This window comes from Adlercreutzia caecimuris B7, assembly GCF_000403355.2.
Taxonomy (GTDB): domain Bacteria; phylum Actinomycetota; class Coriobacteriia; order Coriobacteriales; family Eggerthellaceae; genus Adlercreutzia; species Adlercreutzia caecimuris.
The window spans coordinates 72,506-87,968 of the sequence record NZ_KE159646.1 but is presented as its reverse complement, the minus strand read 5'-3'; the positions used below and the strand labels follow the sequence as shown (position 1 = coordinate 87,968).

The window sequence follows — 15,463 nt, the reverse complement described above, 5'->3', positions numbered from 1 at the left end:
CGGGGGCGTTCGCGCGGAGTTCCGCAGCGACTGGAAATGTCCAGTGGGCATTTCCACCAAGCGAGGACCGTTTGAGCACGAATGCCCCCGTCTCGGCGCCGACCGAACGAGAGGCCTTTCGAATCCTCAGCCCTCGGCCGGCGTCTCTTCCAACAGTATATCTAACGCGCGCAGATAGCCTTCCTTCCCCAGGCCCTTCACCTGGGCCACGCAGGCCGGGGCGATAACCGAGGTGCGGCGGAACTCCTCGCGCTGGCTGATGTCCGAGATGTGGATCTCCACCACGGGCACATCGATGCACTCCACGGCATCGTGGAGCGCATAGGAATAGTGGGTGTGGGCCCCGGGATTGTACACGATGCCGTCGTAGCGCCCGTGGGCCTCGTGCAGCTTGTCGACCAGCGCGCCCTCGTGGTTCGACTGGAAGCAGTCCACCTGGGCGCCGTGCTCGGCACCGTAGGCCACTACCATGGCCTCGATGGCAGCCAGGGTGTCCGACCCGTAGATGGCCGGGTCGCGCACACCGAGCATATTCAGGTTCGGCCCGTTCACAAGTAGGATTTTTTTCACGAAACCAGCCTTTCTCGCAGATTTGCCGCCGCCAAGCGCCTAGGAAGCCGCGCCGTCCTTCGACGCCTCCCATGCCCGCAGCTGCTCCAACAGCACCTCGTCGGGCACGGACACGAGCTCCCAGTCGCCGATGTCGCGGGGCAGCACGAAGCGCACTTCCCCGGCCCGGGTCTTCTTGTCGCGCTTCATGGCGGCCAGCATCTCCCCAGCCGGAGCCGACCAGGCCAGGGCCGGCAGCCCCAGGGCATCCAGCAGCTCGTCCTGGGCCGCGATGAGCTCCTCGGAGGTGCCCACGATCGCGGCGCCGAGACGCGCCGCGAAGCGCATGCCCTCGGCCACGGCGGCCCCGTGGGAGAAGGTGCCGTACCCGGCCAGGGCCTCCACGGCATGACCCAGGGTGTGGCCGTAGTTCAGGCACTCCCGCACCCCGCGGCTCTCGGTCTTGTCCTCGGCCACCACGTTGGCCTTGAACACCACCGACCGCGCGATGGCCTCGGTGACGGTCACCGTGTCCCGCTCGGCAAGGGCCGGGGCGTGGTCGGTCATCCAGAAGAAGAACTCGTCGGAGTCGATGACGGCCGCCTTGGCGATCTCGGCGCAGCCGCAGGCCCACTCGCGCTCGTCCAAGGTGGCCAGCACCGCGGTGCAGGCGGCCACATGGGCCGGCTGCTTGAACGTGCCCACGAGGTTCTTGCCCGCTTCCAGGTTCACGCCGGTCTTGCCCCCCACCGAGGAATCCACCATGGCCAGAAGGGTGGTGGGCACCTGCACGAAGGGAATGCCGCGCATGTAGGTGGAGGCGACGAAACCGGCCAGGTCGCCCACGACGCCGCCGCCGAGGGCCACCACGGCGCAATCCCGCGTGAGGCCCAAAGCCGCCATGGCGTTCCACACTTCCCCGGCCACGGCCAGCGACTTGGCCTCCTCGCCAGCCGGCACCGTGATGTCGCTCACGGCGAAACCGGCCGCCTTCAGCGACGCCTTGGCCGCATCCAGGTACAGCGGCCCCACATTCGTATCGGTGATGACGAGCAGCCGGGGCGCTGCGGCCACGGCGGGCAGCTTCTTGAGCGAGGGCCCCAGCCCTTCCAGCACGGCGGCGCCGATGCGCACGTCGTAGGGAGCCTCGCCGGGAATGTTGACGACTATCTTCGTTGCGGGCACAGGATACCCTCCTTCTCGAGTATGCGCTGGACTTCTCGGGCAATAGCCGGCACCGACTTGCCCGCCGTGTTCACCGTGGCATCGGCCACGGCAGCGTAGAGGGGCAGCCGCTCCGCGCAGCGGGCCCGGGCCGCTTCTAAGTTCTGGAACAGGGGCCGGGTGGAGGTATCGCTGATGCGACCCGCGGCCTCGTCGGCGGTCACCTCCAAGTACACCACGAAGCCGCACTCGCGGAACACCTCGTGGTTGGCGGGGGTCACCACCACGCCGCCGCCGCAGGACACGAGCATAGGGTCGGCTGCCGCGCCCAGTTCCCGGAGCACCTCGGTCTCCACGGCGCGGAAGCCCTCCTCGCCCACGGCGGCGAAGATCTCCTTCACCTTCTTGCCCTCGCGCCGCTCGATATAGGTGTCCATATCCACCGAGGCCACCTTGCAGGTGCGGGCCAAACGGCGCGCCACCGAGGTCTTGCCCGCGCCCATGAAGCCGACGAAGAACACCGGCCGGCTCAACGAGAGCGCAGGCTCGGCCTTCGCCGCCAAGGGAGCCGGACGCGCTTCCTTCCTCCCCACCTTAGCGCCCCATGGTGCGCAGGCGCTGCTTGTAGGCCTTGATAGAGGCCTTGATGTCGGCCATGCAGGTGCAGCCGAAGGCCTCGATGTAGGCGTTGGCCAGAGCGAAGGCCACCTCCCCCTCGGCCACGACGGCCGCGGCGGGCACCGCGCACACGTCCGAGCGCTCCTTGGAGGCCTCCTCCACGTCCAGGGTGTCCAGGTTCACGGTCTCCAGGGGCTGCATGAGGGTGGGAATGGGCTTCATGGCCGCCGTCACGATGAGGGGCATGCCGCTCGTCATGCCGCCCTCCAGGCCGCCGGCGTTGTTCGAGGTGCGGATGAAGTCGCAGCCCTCCAGCCGGATGGGATCGTGCACCTGGCTGCCGGGCCGGCGCGCCGCCTCGAAGCCGAGGCCGAACTCCACGCCCTTGATGGCCGGAATGGAGAACAGGGCCGCCCCGATGCGGGAGGTCAGCCGGTCGGCGCCCGTGGCATAGGTGCCCAGGCCCGGCACGAGGCCGGTGGCCACGATGCGGAAGGTGCCCCCCAGGCTCTCGCCGGCGTCCTTCGCCTTGTCGATGGCCCGCTTCATGGCGGCAGTGGCCTTCTTGTCGGGGCAGCGCATCTCCGACAGCTCGATATCGAGGGGCTTGTGCTCGGCGGCATCGGCCATGGTCTCGGGGGCCATGGCCACATCGCCCACGGAGACCACGTAGCTCATCACGTCCACGCCGAGCTCGGCCAGAAACTCCCGGGCAATGCCGGCGGCGGCCACTCGGGCCGCCGTCTCCCGGGCGCTGGCCCGCTCAAGGATGTTGCGGCAGTCGTCGGTGTTGGTGCGCAGGGCTCCCACCAGATCGGCATGGCCCGGCCGCGGGGTCACCTCCCGCACCAAATCGCCCGGAGCGCTCCCGAAGGCGGCCATGCGGCCGGTCCAGTTCTCCCAATCGCGGTTGGCCACGGTCAGCGCAATGGGGCTGCCGATGGTGCGCCCGAAGCGGATGCCGCTCGTCACCGTCACCGTGTCCTTCTCGATGGCCATGCGGCCGCCCCGGCCGTAACCGGCCTGGCGACGAGCCAGATCGGTGTTGATATGGTCGACGGACACCGGCAGGCCCGCCGGCACGCCCGTCACGATGGCCGTGAGATTCGGCCCGTGGCTTTCCCCGGCTGTGATGTATTCCATAGATACAGCTTTCTCGCAGGGCGCACAGATAGGGCGCCCGAGGCAGATCGGCACCCATTGTAGCGCACTGGCAGGCACCGAGCCGTTTCGGGACGGTAAAGTGCGGAAAGGAAGCGGCGCGAACCCTAGAACTCGGCGTTGCCCACGGTGCGGGGGTGCGGAATGACGTCGCGGATGTTGCTCACGCCGGTCAGATACATCACCAAGCGCTCGAAGCCCAGGCCGAAGCCCGCATGGGAGCAGGTGCCGAAGCGGCGCAGGTCCAGATAGGCACGGTACTCCTCCGCCTCCATATCCAGCTCGGCGATGCGGCGCTCGAGCACTTCCAGGCGCTCCTCGCGCTGGGACCCGCCCACGATCTCGCCGATACCCGGCACGAGGCAGTCCATGGCGGCCACGGTGCGGCCGTCGTCGTTCAAGCGCATGTAGAAGGCCTTGATGGCGGCCGGGTAGTCAGTCACGAAGGTGGGGCAGCCGAAGTGCTCCTCGGTGAGATAGCGCTCGTGCTCGGTCTGCAGGTCGATGCCCCACTCCACGGGGTACTCGAAGGCGCGGCCGCTGTCCTGGGCGGCCAGCAGGATGTCCACGGCCTCGGTGTAGGTGACGCGGGCGAAGTCGGAGGCGGCCACGTGGGTCAGGCGCTCGATGAGCCCCTTGTCCACGAACTTGTTCAGCATGGCCAGCTCATCGGGGCAGCGCTCCATCACGTCGGTGATGACGTACTTCAGCATGGCCTCAGCCAGCTCCATATTGTCTTCCAGATCGGCGAAGGCGATCTCGGGCTCCACCATCCAGAACTCGGCGGCGTGGCGAGCGGTGTTGGAGTTCTCGGCCCGGAAGGTGGGGCCGAAGGTGTACACGTCGCCGAAGGCCATGGCGAAGTTCTCGGCGTTCAGCTGGCCGGACACGGTGAGCGACGCGGGCTTGCCGAAGAAGTCGGCGCTCCAATCCACTTCGCCGGCCGTCAGGGCGCCCTCGCTAGCCGCGGCCGCCTCGGCGCTCACGAGCGGCGGGCAGGCCGGATCGATGGTGGTCACGCGGAACATCTCGCCAGCGCCCTCGCAGTCGCTCGCGGTGATGATGGGCGTGTGCACGTAGACAAAGCCGCGGTCCTGGAAGAAGCGGTGGATGGAGCCGGCGGCCACCGAGCGGATGCGGAACACGGCGCGGAACAGATTCGTGCGCGGGCGCAGGTGCTGCTGGGTGCGCAGAAACTCCACCGTGGCCCTCTTCTTCTGCAGCGGGTAGTCCGGCGCCGAGGGCCCTTCCACGCGAATGGAAGCGGCCGCCAGCTCGAAGGGCTGCGGGGCATCGGGCGTGAGCTTCAGCGTGCCCTCCGCCACGAGCGCCGCCGCCACGTTCTGATGGGCGATCTCGTCGTAGTTCTCCAGGCTGGAGCGGTCCATGACCACTTGCAGGTCCTTGAAGCAGCTGCCGTCGTTCAAGGTGACGAAGCCGAAGTTCTTCATATCGCGGACCGATTTGACCCATCCGGCCACGGTGACAGTCTTTCCCGCAAAGGCGTCGGCATCGGCATAGAGCTGGGCGATCTTAATGCGGTTCATAGGGGCGCAACCTTTCGACAGAGCGTATTTTCCGTTGCGGCTATGATAGCAGGACGGGCCGCGCTCGCCTATGGCCCGATAGGCAATCTTGCAGACCCAACCCCACGGCCCATGGGCGCGTCGGCGCCCCTACAGATCGAACCCCGCGGCATCGGCCATGATGGCGAACAACTCGTCCTCGGGAATATCGAGGGCGGCCGTCTCGGTGATGTCGCGCAGGATGCCCACCGTGACCACCGCCTGGCCCACCAGCATACCGGCTCCGTCGAAGAAGGTGCACCCCATAGCGCGGGCCGCCGCGGCCAGGGCCGTCTCACCGTGGCCGTACACCACGTCGAACACCGTCTGGTCCGCGCGGAGCAGGGCCACATCAAAGGGGGCGCCATCGCCCTCGTTCATGCCCAGAGGCGTGGCGTCGATGATGATGTCGGCACCGGCGATGGCCTGGCGCGAGGTGTCGTAGCTGCCGAAGCGGAAATCCACCTGCCTGTACACCTCGGCGAAGCTGAGATGCCCCTCTTTGAAAGCCGGCATGTCCACAGTGCGCCCGATCATGGCCCCCAGCTCGTCGGCGTAGGTGCGCATGACCCGATGGGCCCGCTCCTTGTCGCGGCCGAGCAGCAGCACGTCGGCCGGACCGGCCTGGGCCACGGCGTGCAGGATGGACAGCGCCGTGGGGCCCGTACCGCAGACGACCACGGACTTCCCCGCGAAGGAGACGCCGGCCCCCTCCAGATAGGCCACGCAGCCCTGGCCGTCGGTGTTGTAGGCGATGAGCGCGCCGCCCTTGTTCACGAGCACGTTGGCCCCGTGGGCAAGGCTCGCCGAGGCGGCCCTCACATCGGCGGCGGCGAAGGCCTCGGGCTTATAGGGGGTCGTGATGTTGATGGACAGAAAGTCGCGGGTCGCCAAGAAGGCCTCGGCCTCGGCCCGGGTCGCCAGATCAGCCGTGCCGTAGTGCCAGGGCAGCCCTGCCCGCTCGTAGACGGCGTTGTACATGACGGGAGACTTCGAATGGGCAATGGGATGCCCCAAAATATAGAGATGCTCGGTCACAGCCGCGCTCCTTTCACTCCTATTCCGACGATGAGGGAGAACCCGCGGCAGCTGGAGCGCAGGAGGCGGCCAGCTCGTCACCAGCTTGGCGCATATGCACGGCCGGCTCCGGCTTGCGGTCTCCCAGAATGACCCGCTCCGCATTGCGCAACAGCAGCGTATGGGGCAGATCCTGCTCCACCAGGGGCTGCAGCATATAGGCGGGAAGGCCGGCCAGATGAGCGCCGAGCACGTCGGTGGCCAGCTGATCGCCCACCACCACCGCCTCGCTCCGCGGCGCCTTCAGCTTCCGCAGGGCCACCATGAAGGAAGCGGGCACGGGCTTCATAGCCTTGGCCACGATGGGCAGTTCAAGCTCGCCGGCGAATTGGTACACGTCGCTGTGCCAGTTGTTGGACACGAGGCAGAAATCCACCCCGGCCGTGCGGGCGCGGCCGAGCCACAGGCCCACATCACGGGGCACCTGATGCGTATCCCGAGCCCGAATGGTGTTGTCGATATCGAGCAGCACCGCCCGATATCCGTGGCCGAGCAAGTCGGCCTCGATATCGATGGCGGTGATGCGCGAGAAGTAGCGGTCGGGGGTCAGCAGCGCCATGGGCACATCCGCACCGGCAGGGCCCAGGACCTAGGCGGCCTCGGCGTCGCCGTCGCCGGCGGAGGTGCCGGGGTTGTCGGCGATGGCCTGCTGGTGCTGCTCGTAGGTCTGGCTGAAGACGGCCTGCATGTTGCCGTCGGCATCGGAATAGAAGTAGAAGAACATGTCCTTAGTATCCGTCGGCTCGCACACGGCGATGAGGCTCTCGATGCCCGGCGAGCAGATGGGCGTCGGCGGCAGCCCCGGGTTCGCATAGGTGCCGTAGGGCGTCTCGGCGTGCACCTCCTCGGCCGTAGGCTCGCGGCCCACCTCGTAGGCCGTGGTGGCATCGGACTCCAGATAGGGGCGGTCTGAGGCGAGGCGGTTGTAGAACACCCCGGCCACATGATCGCGTATCTCCTGGTCGCCCGTGGACTCCTTGGCCACAATGGAGGCCAGATTCACCGCCTCATAAAGGGACAGCCCCTGGCTCGCCGGATAGCTGTTGGCGAAGTCGCCGAAAATGCCGGCGGTCTCGGCGCCGAACTGATCGAGCATCATGCGCACCACGGCCTCGGCATCCATCTCCTCGGTCACGGCATAGGTCTTGGGGAACAAGAAGCCCTCGAGGCTGTTCTTGCCGGCGCTTTCCAGGAAGGGGTAATCGGCCGCGTAGGCGCTCGCCTTCTCCGAGGCGGCGAGGAAGGCCTCGGCCGTAATGCGGCCGCCCGTGGCGCTGGCCACCAGTTCGGACAACTCGGCGCGGGTGATGTCCTCGGGTACCGCCAGGGTGTCGCCCACCGTGGCCGGGCCGGCCATAATGATCCGCACCAGCGCCTCGGGAGTACTGCCGCCCTCGAAGGTATAGGTGCCGGGAATGAGCGCAGCTGCGGCATCCAAGCGCGTCACCTCGCCTACAAAGTCCTGGGCCGATCCCACCAGTTTTGCCTGGGCGAGCGCATCACCAATGGCCTGGGCGCTTTCCCCCTCCTCGATGGTCACCTCCACGCTCTGGCCCGGCTGCAGCAGGTCGGCCGAGGCCGAGCAGGCCCTGAAGGCGAAGAAGCACACGGCGACTACAATGACGAGCGCTACGACGCCGAGGAAGACAAACGGCTTCGGATCGCGCTTTGGCATGATGGCGCTCGTATCATAGGTGCGGAACTCCCGATCGCCTTTGGCGTGGGCCGCACGCGCCGCCCACGTGGGATGGGAAGAATAGGTCGTCGACTTTTTATGGAGAGCCAAAGCTACGCCTTTCTCTATAGCCGCCGCGAACCCGACCAGGAAGGCGCCGCATCGCTCGCCCAGGCGGGCAAGCTCACTCCCCTAGCCGCGGGCGCGCTCGTCGAGCCACGATTGCAGAAACAAACTCGCGGCTATCATATCGACTTTTCCGCGCATATCGCGCTCGGAGCAGCCCTTTTCACGCAAACTCCGCTTGGCCTCGGCCGAGCTCAAGCGCTCATCTACGAAAACATGGGGCAGCTCGCACGCAGCCGCGATCCGGGCGGCCGCCGTGCGGATGCGGACCGCCTGAGGGCCCTCTTCCCCGGACAATGTGCGCGGCAGCCCGCACACAAGCAGCTCCGGCTCCCAATCCTCCAACACGCGACGGAACGCCTTGCCGTGGGCGAGGACGTCGGAGGCGGGCAGCACGCACACGGGGCTCGCCACCCGCTCGCCGGGGTCGCTCACGGCCACCCCCACGCGCACTTCCCCGATATCAAGGGCCATAACGCGCACCGTCGCTCCTTTCTCTGCAGGACTCCCTCGCTGGATAGGGCGCCCTTACCCGGTAAGGGCGCCCCACAGCACGCGGTTAGCGCACCTCCAGCAGCTTCTGACGCAGCTCTGCTTCCATGCGGCGCATCTCCACCTCGGCCTCGGCGCGCTTGGCGCGGCCCTCAGCCTGAATCTTCATCACCTCGTCGAAGGTCTGGATGAGGTTCTCGTTGGTGGCCTTCAAGGTCTCGATATCCACGATGCCCCGCTCGGACTCGCGGGCCACCTCCACGGTGGACTGCTTCAATTTCTCGGCATTCTTGCGCAGAAGCTCGTTGGTCATGTCGGTGACGGCGGACTGGGCCTTAAGCGCCGCCTCGTTGTTGGCCAGCCCCAAGGCCAGAAGCATCTGGCTCTTCCACAGCGGGATGGTGTTCACGAGCGTCGTCTGGATCTTCTCGATCATGAGCATCTCGTTGTTCTGCACGAGACGGATCTGCGGGGCCATCTGCATGGCCACGGTGCGGGACAGATCCAGGTCGGAGAGCTTCTTCTCGAAGCGGTTGCAGGCCGCCGACAGCTTCTGCACCGCCTCGGCATCCTCGGTGGAGGCCGAGGCCTGGGCCTTGGCGGCCAGCGCGGCCAGCTCGCCCTCGCGCACCTCGGCCAGACGCTGGCGGCCGGCCAAGAGGTACATGGTCAGCTCCTTGAAGTAGGTGAGGTTCAGCTCGTAGAGCTTGTCCATGGTGGCGGCGTCCTTCATGAGGGTCACCTGGTGGGCCTCCAGGGCCCGGGCGATCTTGTCCACGTTGGCCTCGGCGCTGTCGTAGCGGGCCTTCAGGGCCACGATCTTGTTTGCCTGGCGCTTGAACAGGCCGAACAGCCCCTTGCTCTCCTCATCGGCATCGAAGCTCTTCAGCTCGGTCACCACGCCGGCGATGAGATCGCCGGCCTCGCCCAGATCCTGGGTGCGCACACGTTCGAGGGCCGTTTCGGAGAAGTCGGCCATCTTCTTCTGGGCGCCGGAGCCGAAGGTGAGCACCTGCTGGGAGTTGGCGATATCGATCTGCCGGGCGAAGGCGTCCACCTGGGCCAGCTCCTCGGCTGAGAGCGAATCGGCGAGAGAGGGGGCGGGCGGGGCCTCCACCTCGATGATGGACGCCTTGACGGCGGCGTCCTCGACCACCGGGTCCAGCGTGAGGGTGGGGGCGGGAATGTTCGTGAGGTTCGTCAGCTCGTCGTTCATAAAAGTTCCTTCCAAAGGTTCGACAACGTCGTTAGCGTGAGGCGCCCTTACGGGGAAAGACCGCCTTTCGGGGGTGTTTCGCTTCCGGGCACAGCCCGTCATCGGCTTACGGTTTCACATCGAAGGGGCCGTCTACCAGCCCCTCCTGGGCCAGCATGGCCTGGAGCACGGCAATGTCGGCGGACACATCGAGGGACAGATCCTGGTAGGTGTCGTCCAAGAGCTTCTCGAAGGCGCTGTGGAGCACTCCCAAGGTATGCTCGATCTCGCGGCGCGAGGCCGCGATGTTCTCACCCTGCACCGGCTGCTCTTCCAGATTATCGTAGGCGGCCAGCAGCTTCACCGTCGTGGGAAGGTAGTAGGCGGTCAAGCGATCGAGGCCGGCGATGACAGAGGGCTCCCCTTCGGCTCGGGCGAGGATGCGGCCCACCACCTCTTCGATGGCCACGATGCGCTCGCTCACGGCCGCATCGTCGATGGACTCGTCCAGGCGGCGCAGCTGGCCCAGGTAGTCCCGGCCTGTCGCAACGAAGGCGCGCTGCTCCGGCGTGAGACGGTCGCTCAGGTCGCGCTCGCGACTCTGGCGCGCGGCCGCCTCAGCGACCCGGGCCTCCTCGGCAGCCCGCTGGCTCTCGGCGATCTGGCGCTGATGCTGCTGCAACGTGCAGTACTGGCGGTATGCGTTCTCGGTCACCATGAGGGTGGTGGCCTCATGGTCGATGCGCCCCTGGGGAATGAGCCCGCGTCTGATCAGCTTGCGGGCCCGAGCCAGGGCCTTGGGCCGGCTGATCAGGGCGCGGGCGGCAATGTCGTCGAAGGTGCAGGCCTCGCGGTCGCCGAAGATGCGCCGGAACGACTTGAGCTGCGAGGCCGTGCGCAAGCGATCGATGCCTCCGGCCAGCAGCGCCGCCCCGGCCGCCGTGAGCGTGCCAAACAACACCGCCGTCACCACGCCGGCAGGACCCGTGGCGAGCCCCGCAACGATGCCCACGGCTGTAAAAATGCCGAAGGCGAAGGTGCACGCGCCGCCGATGGCCGTCATGATGACACCGGACGCCGTCAGGCCGCCGGACGAGCGGAACCGCCCCTTGGCAAGGGCCGTGGGGCCGGGGTAGGCCGGCGCGGGAGCGGAAGCGGCAGGGAAGCCCCAGCCGCCGTTGGCCGGAGGCCGAGCCTGGGCGGCTTGGGCTTGGGCGGCTGCCTGGGCCTGGGCGGCGCGGTACTGGGCCTCGGCCGCCTTGCGCTCCCGCTTGGCCTGGCGCTTGCGGGCCTTCGCCTGGCGCTTGCGGGCCATCTCCTCGTAGGCTTTCAGATTGTCCTCGGGTTTCGATCCCAGGGCTTCGGCCACCTCACCGGCACCCTTCTCCACCGCCTTAGCGAACTGGGAGAACGCCTTGTCCACCGAGTGGCACAGGCGCTCGAAATCCTTGGCCGGCATGCCGGGCACCGGGCTGGTGCCGGGCGCGAACGCCGAACCTGCGCCAGACCGGGACTCGGCTTGGCCGCCCGACCGCCCCGCGGGGGCAGGGTCGTCCCAGGGCACCTCGTAGATGGCGTCGGGCCCCGGTTGCTGAGGTTCGGCCGCGGGCCTCCCCTGGCCGTGGTGGGGCTGCTGGGGCCCGGGGCCTCCCGTACTATACGCTGCCATCGTCCATCCTCATCGTGCGCGGCGCCGTCGCAGGCGCCTTCCGTAATTTCGCCGCCATCATACCACGCGCCCGCTGCGGCAGGCCCGCATCCCACGCAATCAGCAAGCCCGAAGCCATTGCGCGTCCATGCCCCCTTCGCCTATGCTCGTAAAACCTTCGTCAGCGTGAGCAATCCAAACGAACCCCGAAACGAAGATAGGAGAAGGCCATGATCAACGCGATGACACCCCAGCACACCTTCTGCGATTACTATCGACAATGGGTTGCCATGTACAAGGAGGGCGCCGTGCGCGATGTGACACTCAGCAAATACCACCTCACCTGCGCATGGCTGCAAAAGCTCATCCCTCTGCTCACCCTGGCAGAGCTCAACCGAATCACCTACCAGCAGCTTCTCAACGACTACGCCCAAAGCCACGAGCGGCAAACCACTATGGATTTCCACCACCAACTTAAAGGCGCCGTCCTCGACGCCGTGGACGAGGGCCTTGTCGACAGAGACCCGACGCGAAAGGCCATCATCAAGGGCAAGACCCCACGCGCCAAGAAGCAGAAATACCTGAACCAGTTTGAACTCCACCGCCTGCTCAACGATCTTAACCTCGGGACGGACATCTCGTGGGATTGGCTTATCCTGCTCATCGCCAAAACAGGGCTGCGGTTCTCGGAGGCCATCGCGCTCACCCCCGCCGACTTCGAATTCGGAAGGCAGGTGGTGTCGGTGAGCAAAACCTGGGACTATAAGAGCGGAGGCGGCTTCGTGCCCACGAAAAACCGTTCGTCAGTTCGCAAGGTGCAACTCGATTGGCAGCTCGTCATTCAGTTTTCGGAACTCACCAAGTCGCTTCCCCCCGATGAGCCCATCTTCGTGAACGGGAAGGTCTACAACTCGACTGCCAATGACGTGCTAGAGCGCCACTGCAGGCATGCGGAAATACCCGTGATATCCGTGCACGGTCTGCGCCATACGCACGCGTCGCTCCTGCTGTTCGCTGGCGTATCCATCGCAAGCGTTGCCAAGCGACTGGGGCATGCCAGCATGAACACGACGCAAAAAACCTACCTGCACATCATCCAAGAACTTGAGAACCAGGATGTCGACCTTGTAATGCGCTCCATTTCAAGTCTCATCTAGATCGGCGAAACGCTCACGCTGATGAAGGGTGATGAGCGAGTCGAGCTTCTGGAAGAAAAGGCCGATGCGGGACTGCTCTTCGATTTCGCTCGGTAGAGTTAATTTAATTTCAAAGAAATCGATGGGTGCTATGTTAAGCAGACCATGGTTTCTGGCACCTTCGGCGGCAATCATTCGAATCCCTTTGTGCCAACGGTTGGTTTCATAGTAAGTCACTAGAAAAGCAGGATCGCCTTCGTCGAGCCCGAAGCAAATGTAAAGGGTCGATAAGCAGCCTTTTTCGTATCTCGTCAGGCGCTTAACCGCGCCCCAAGGACTATCGCCCGAGGTGCTTTTGTTGTAAGCGAACTCTCCCTTCTTGAGCAAGTAATATCCACGCAAATCACGGCTTGCAACTTGGCTGCTAAAGAAGTCCCTCTGATCTACGAGCCCGAGCTGAGCCGAGATAGTTAATGGGAGATCGGACACCCCCTCTTCGTTCTTGCGGATTACTCGATGTGCGATCTCCCCCAACCTACGCTGTTCCCAAGTTGTTGCGGCAGCTTGCAGAGAAGCCGTAGGGCGCGGGTTTTATATCTCCAGCGAGGAGGGATGGAGGAGGAAGTCGTAGATGTTCATTATCAGCACGCCGCGATCGTTGTAGTGGGGCGCGATGCCATCTTTTGTCACGATGACCTTCTTGAAAGAGTCGCCGACTCGCATGAGGGATGCTTGCTCCTGATCCATCTTCTCTTGAGTGGGCAACGCGTAGGCGGATTGGATGTAGAGCCGTTTGCTTCCGAGATTGCACACGAAATCTATCTCGTAATTGACGCGCCTCACGCTGCCCTGGCTGTCCCTGCGCTGCGAGGGCACGATGCCAACATCGACCTTGAAACCCCGTCCGCGGAGCTCGTTGTACAGGATGTTCTCCATGATGTGAGTTTCCTCGAACTGCCTGAAGTTGAGTCGCGCGTTGCGCAGGCCCACGTCAACGGCATAGTACTTTGATCCCGCCCCGATGTATTTTCGGCCTTTTATGTCGTAGCGTACCGCCTTCTCGAAAAGGAATGAGTCTTCGAGGTGGGCTAGGAACCTGTCCACGGTCTCCCTCGCGATATTGGAGTGCTTCTCGCTTTTGAAAGTGTTTGCGATCTTGGTCGGATTCACGAGGGAGCCGATGCAGGACGAGAGCATGTCGACCAGGTCGTTGAGGTCGGAGACGTCCCGAACCTTGTACCGATCGACGATATCTGCCAGGTAAACTTCGCTCATCACGCTCGTGAGATACTGCGTCTTTTCGTCGGCGCTCTTGCGGAGGACGACTGCGGGCAGGCCCCCGTAGGTGGCGTATTCCAAGTATCCATCGCGCTTGTCTCCGTTGAAGCCCTCCATGAATTCCGAGAAGCTCAATGGCCGCATCGGTATCTCGTAGCCGCGGCCCCTGAACTCGGTGACGACGTCCTTGGAGAGGAGGCGCGCATTGCTTCCCGTTGCGTACACATCGACGTTCTCCATGCGCAGGAGGTCGTTGAGCACTTCCGGGAATCGGTCGAGGAGCTGGATCTCATCGAGCAGGAGGAAGTACGGCTCCCCGTCGGCTATTCTGCCGTCTACAAACGAGAGGAAGCGATCGGGATCCCGGTAAACGCTGTTGCGGTATCCGTCGAAATCCATCTCGACGATATGGTCGGCGCGGATCCCCGCCTCGATGAGATGGCGTTTGAAGAGGGTATTTAGCAGGTATGTCTTGCCGCAACGGCGAACGCCAGTGACAACCTTGACCTGGCCGCTGCCGATTTGGGATACGAGTTGGGAAACGTAGGCGCCTCGAGAGAACTCCATGGAGATATCCATCTTTCTAACGTGATGATTGTAGCATTTTTCACAGATAGAATTGTAGCGAGGGCGCAGCGTGGAGGCAAGTCCTCACGCTGATGAAGGGTGATGAGCGAGTCGAGCTTCTGGAAGAAAAGGCCGATGCGGGACTGCTCTTCGATTTCGCTCGGTAGAGTTAATTTAATTTCAAAGAAATCGATGGGTGCTATGTTAAGCAGACCATGGTTTCTGGCACCTTCGGCGGCAATCATTCGAATCCCTTTGTGCCAACGGTTGGTTTCATAGTAAGTCACTAGAAAAGCAGGATCGCCTTCGTCGAGCCCGAAGCAAATGTAAAGGGTCGATAAGCAGCCTTTTTCGTATCTCGTCAGGCGCTTAACCGCGCCCCAAGGACTATCGCCCGAGGTGCTTTTGTTGTAAGCGAACTCTCCCTTCTTGAGCAAGTAATATCCACGCAAATCACGGCTTGCAACTTGGCTGCTAAAGAAGTCCCTCTGATCTACGAGCCCGAGCTGAGCCGAGATAGTTAATGGGAGATCGGACACCCCCTCTTCGTTCTTGCGGATTACTCGATGTGCGATCTCCCCCAACCTACGCTGTTCCCAAGTTGTCGTGAATCCCCCCCGGCATCTTCATGCTCGAGTTTTGTATCAATCCAACAGGCGCTTGCTAATGATTGGGAACAGCGTAAGCTGGGGGAGCTGTGCTCGTTCGCCAAAGGGCGAGGCTACAGCAAGATGGATATCTGCGAAACGGGAATGCCCCTAATTCTCTACGGGCGTCTTTATACACAGTATCAAACCAGAATCGAAGAGGTTGATACGTTTGCCGCGGATAAGGGCGGCTCGCTGCTCTCAAGCGGCAATGAGGTGATAGTTCCGGCTTCGGGCGAGACGGCCGAAGACATCGCAATTGCGTCGTCTGTTCGCAGGCCAGGCATCATTTTTGGTGGCGACTTGAATGTTTTAACCCCAGAGGGGGCACTGGATCCCGACTATGTTGCGCTTGGGATAACCTACGGAAGCGCCCATGGCGATCTAGCCAAACGCGCGCAAGGAAAATCAGTCGTGCATGTGCATAACGCCGACATCGCGATGACGGAATTGGCGTACCCAGGTATCGACGAGCAAAGAGCTATATCGTCTTTTGTGTTAAGCCTCGACTCGCTCATCACCCTTCATCAGCGTGAGCGGATCGAGCCTGGAATCATCATTTGAC

Annotated in this window: 16 protein-coding genes; 2 read left to right on the top strand and 14 right to left on the bottom strand. The window is 64.1% G+C overall.

What is annotated here, in order from left to right; translation table 11 throughout:
* Positions 1-126: 126 nt before the first annotated feature.
* The 11 genes from aroQ to C811_RS15590 all read right to left on the bottom strand — a co-directional run bounded on the left by aroQ (position 127) and on the right by C811_RS15590 (position 11,291).
* Positions 127-570 (bottom strand): type II 3-dehydroquinate dehydratase, encoded by a 444-nt coding sequence (gene aroQ / locus C811_RS04670; RefSeq protein ID WP_016308320.1) that lies wholly within the window; start codon positions 568-570, stop codon positions 127-129.
* 39 nt (positions 571-609) lie between these two features.
* Positions 610-1,734: a 3-dehydroquinate synthase gene (gene aroB / locus C811_RS04665; RefSeq protein WP_016308319.1), complete on the bottom strand. Its 1,125-nt coding sequence runs from the start codon at positions 1,732-1,734 to the stop codon at positions 610-612.
* Positions 1,716-2,306, bottom strand: coding sequence for a shikimate kinase (locus C811_RS04660; protein WP_244874310.1), 591 nt, complete (start codon positions 2,304-2,306; stop codon positions 1,716-1,718). Before C811_RS04660 ends, aroB begins: the two co-directional genes overlap by 19 nt.
* 1 nt (position 2,307) lies before the next feature.
* Positions 2,308-3,474 carry a chorismate synthase gene (aroC, locus tag C811_RS04655; protein WP_016308317.1) on the bottom strand — a complete coding sequence of 389 codons (1,167 nt, stop codon included), beginning with the start codon at positions 3,472-3,474 and terminating at the stop codon, positions 2,308-2,310.
* A gap of 125 nt (positions 3,475-3,599) precedes the next feature.
* Positions 3,600-5,039, bottom strand: a complete 1,440-nt coding sequence (gene asnS, locus C811_RS04650) for an asparagine--tRNA ligase (RefSeq protein WP_016308316.1) — start codon at positions 5,037-5,039, stop codon at positions 3,600-3,602.
* Positions 5,040-5,168: 129 nt separating this feature from the next.
* Positions 5,169-6,095, bottom strand: coding sequence for a shikimate dehydrogenase family protein (locus C811_RS04645; protein ID WP_016308315.1), 927 nt, complete (start codon positions 6,093-6,095; stop codon positions 5,169-5,171).
* A 19-nt stretch (positions 6,096-6,114) separates the two neighbouring features.
* The gene (locus C811_RS04640; RefSeq protein ID WP_016308314.1) at positions 6,115-6,693 is read right to left on the bottom strand and encodes a YqeG family HAD IIIA-type phosphatase; all 579 of its coding nucleotides are present in this window, start codon (positions 6,691-6,693) and stop codon (positions 6,115-6,117) included.
* A 30-nt stretch (positions 6,694-6,723) separates the two neighbouring features.
* Positions 6,724-7,920 (bottom strand): endolytic transglycosylase MltG, encoded by a 1,197-nt coding sequence (gene mltG / locus C811_RS04635; protein WP_022926350.1) that lies wholly within the window; start codon positions 7,918-7,920, stop codon positions 6,724-6,726.
* A gap of 81 nt (positions 7,921-8,001) precedes the next feature.
* Positions 8,002-8,418 (bottom strand): Holliday junction resolvase RuvX, encoded by a 417-nt coding sequence (gene ruvX, locus C811_RS04630; RefSeq protein ID WP_016308312.1) that lies wholly within the window; start codon positions 8,416-8,418, stop codon positions 8,002-8,004.
* Positions 8,419-8,494: 76 nt separating this feature from the next.
* Positions 8,495-9,643 (bottom strand): toxic anion resistance protein, encoded by a 1,149-nt coding sequence (locus tag C811_RS04625; RefSeq protein ID WP_016308311.1) that lies wholly within the window; start codon positions 9,641-9,643, stop codon positions 8,495-8,497.
* Positions 9,644-9,749: 106 nt separating this feature from the next.
* Positions 9,750-11,291, bottom strand: a complete 1,542-nt coding sequence (locus C811_RS15590) for a 5-bromo-4-chloroindolyl phosphate hydrolysis family protein (RefSeq protein ID WP_016308310.1) — start codon at positions 11,289-11,291, stop codon at positions 9,750-9,752.
* 209 nt (positions 11,292-11,500) lie between these two features.
* On the opposite strand from C811_RS15590, the gene C811_RS04620 reads away from it, so the two are divergent.
* Positions 11,501-12,427: a site-specific integrase gene (locus tag C811_RS04620; RefSeq protein WP_016308309.1), complete on the top strand. Its 927-nt coding sequence runs from the start codon at positions 11,501-11,503 to the stop codon at positions 12,425-12,427.
* On the opposite strand, the gene C811_RS0102560 is transcribed toward C811_RS04620, so the two are convergent.
* From C811_RS0102560 to C811_RS16135, 3 genes are read right to left on the bottom strand one after another with little or no spacing between them, the layout of a single operon-like run.
* Positions 12,413-12,940 carry a restriction endonuclease S subunit gene (locus C811_RS0102560; protein WP_022926348.1) on the bottom strand — a complete coding sequence of 176 codons (528 nt, stop codon included), beginning with the start codon at positions 12,938-12,940 and terminating at the stop codon, positions 12,413-12,415. The two genes, C811_RS04620 and C811_RS0102560, sit on opposite strands and share 15 nt — an antisense overlap.
* Before the next feature lie 57 nt (positions 12,941-12,997).
* Entirely contained in the window at positions 12,998-14,251 is a 1,254-nt protein-coding gene (locus C811_RS04615) for an ATP-binding protein (protein WP_016308307.1), read from the bottom strand.
* On the bottom strand, positions 14,143-14,835 hold the full coding sequence (locus C811_RS16135; protein ID WP_198010065.1) for a restriction endonuclease subunit S: 693 nt from the start codon (positions 14,833-14,835) through the stop codon (positions 14,143-14,145). The genes C811_RS04615 and C811_RS16135 overlap by 109 nt, the downstream gene beginning before the upstream one ends.
* On the opposite strand from C811_RS16135, the gene C811_RS04610 reads away from it, so the two are divergent.
* Complete coding sequence (locus C811_RS04610) at positions 14,818-15,462, top strand: restriction endonuclease subunit S (protein WP_084811408.1); 645 nt, start codon at positions 14,818-14,820, stop codon at positions 15,460-15,462. The two genes, C811_RS16135 and C811_RS04610, sit on opposite strands and share 18 nt — an antisense overlap.
* The last annotated feature ends 1 nt before the right edge of the window (position 15,463 follow it).

Excerpts from the sequence above, each read along its gene's own strand:
- asnS (WP_016308316.1), bottom strand. The coding sequence starts at position 5,039 with ATGAACCGCATTAAGATCGCCCAGCTCTATGCCGATGCCGACGCCTTT.
- C811_RS04620 (WP_016308309.1), top strand. The coding sequence starts at position 11,501 with ATGATCAACGCGATGACACCCCAGCACACCTTCTGCGATTACTATCGA.
- C811_RS04615 (WP_016308307.1), bottom strand. The coding sequence starts at position 14,251 with ATGGAGTTCTCTCGAGGCGCCTACGTTTCCCAACTCGTATCCCAAATC.
- aroC (WP_016308317.1), bottom strand. The coding sequence starts at position 3,474 with ATGGAATACATCACAGCCGGGGAAAGCCACGGGCCGAATCTCACGGCC.
- C811_RS15590 (WP_016308310.1), bottom strand. The coding sequence starts at position 11,291 with ATGGCAGCGTATAGTACGGGAGGCCCCGGGCCCCAGCAGCCCCACCAC.
- C811_RS04610 (WP_084811408.1), top strand. The coding sequence starts at position 14,818 with ATGTGCGATCTCCCCCAACCTACGCTGTTCCCAAGTTGTCGTGAATCC.
- C811_RS04640 (WP_016308314.1), bottom strand. The coding sequence starts at position 6,693 with ATGGCGCTGCTGACCCCCGACCGCTACTTCTCGCGCATCACCGCCATC.
- C811_RS04625 (WP_016308311.1), bottom strand. The coding sequence starts at position 9,643 with ATGAACGACGAGCTGACGAACCTCACGAACATTCCCGCCCCCACCCTC.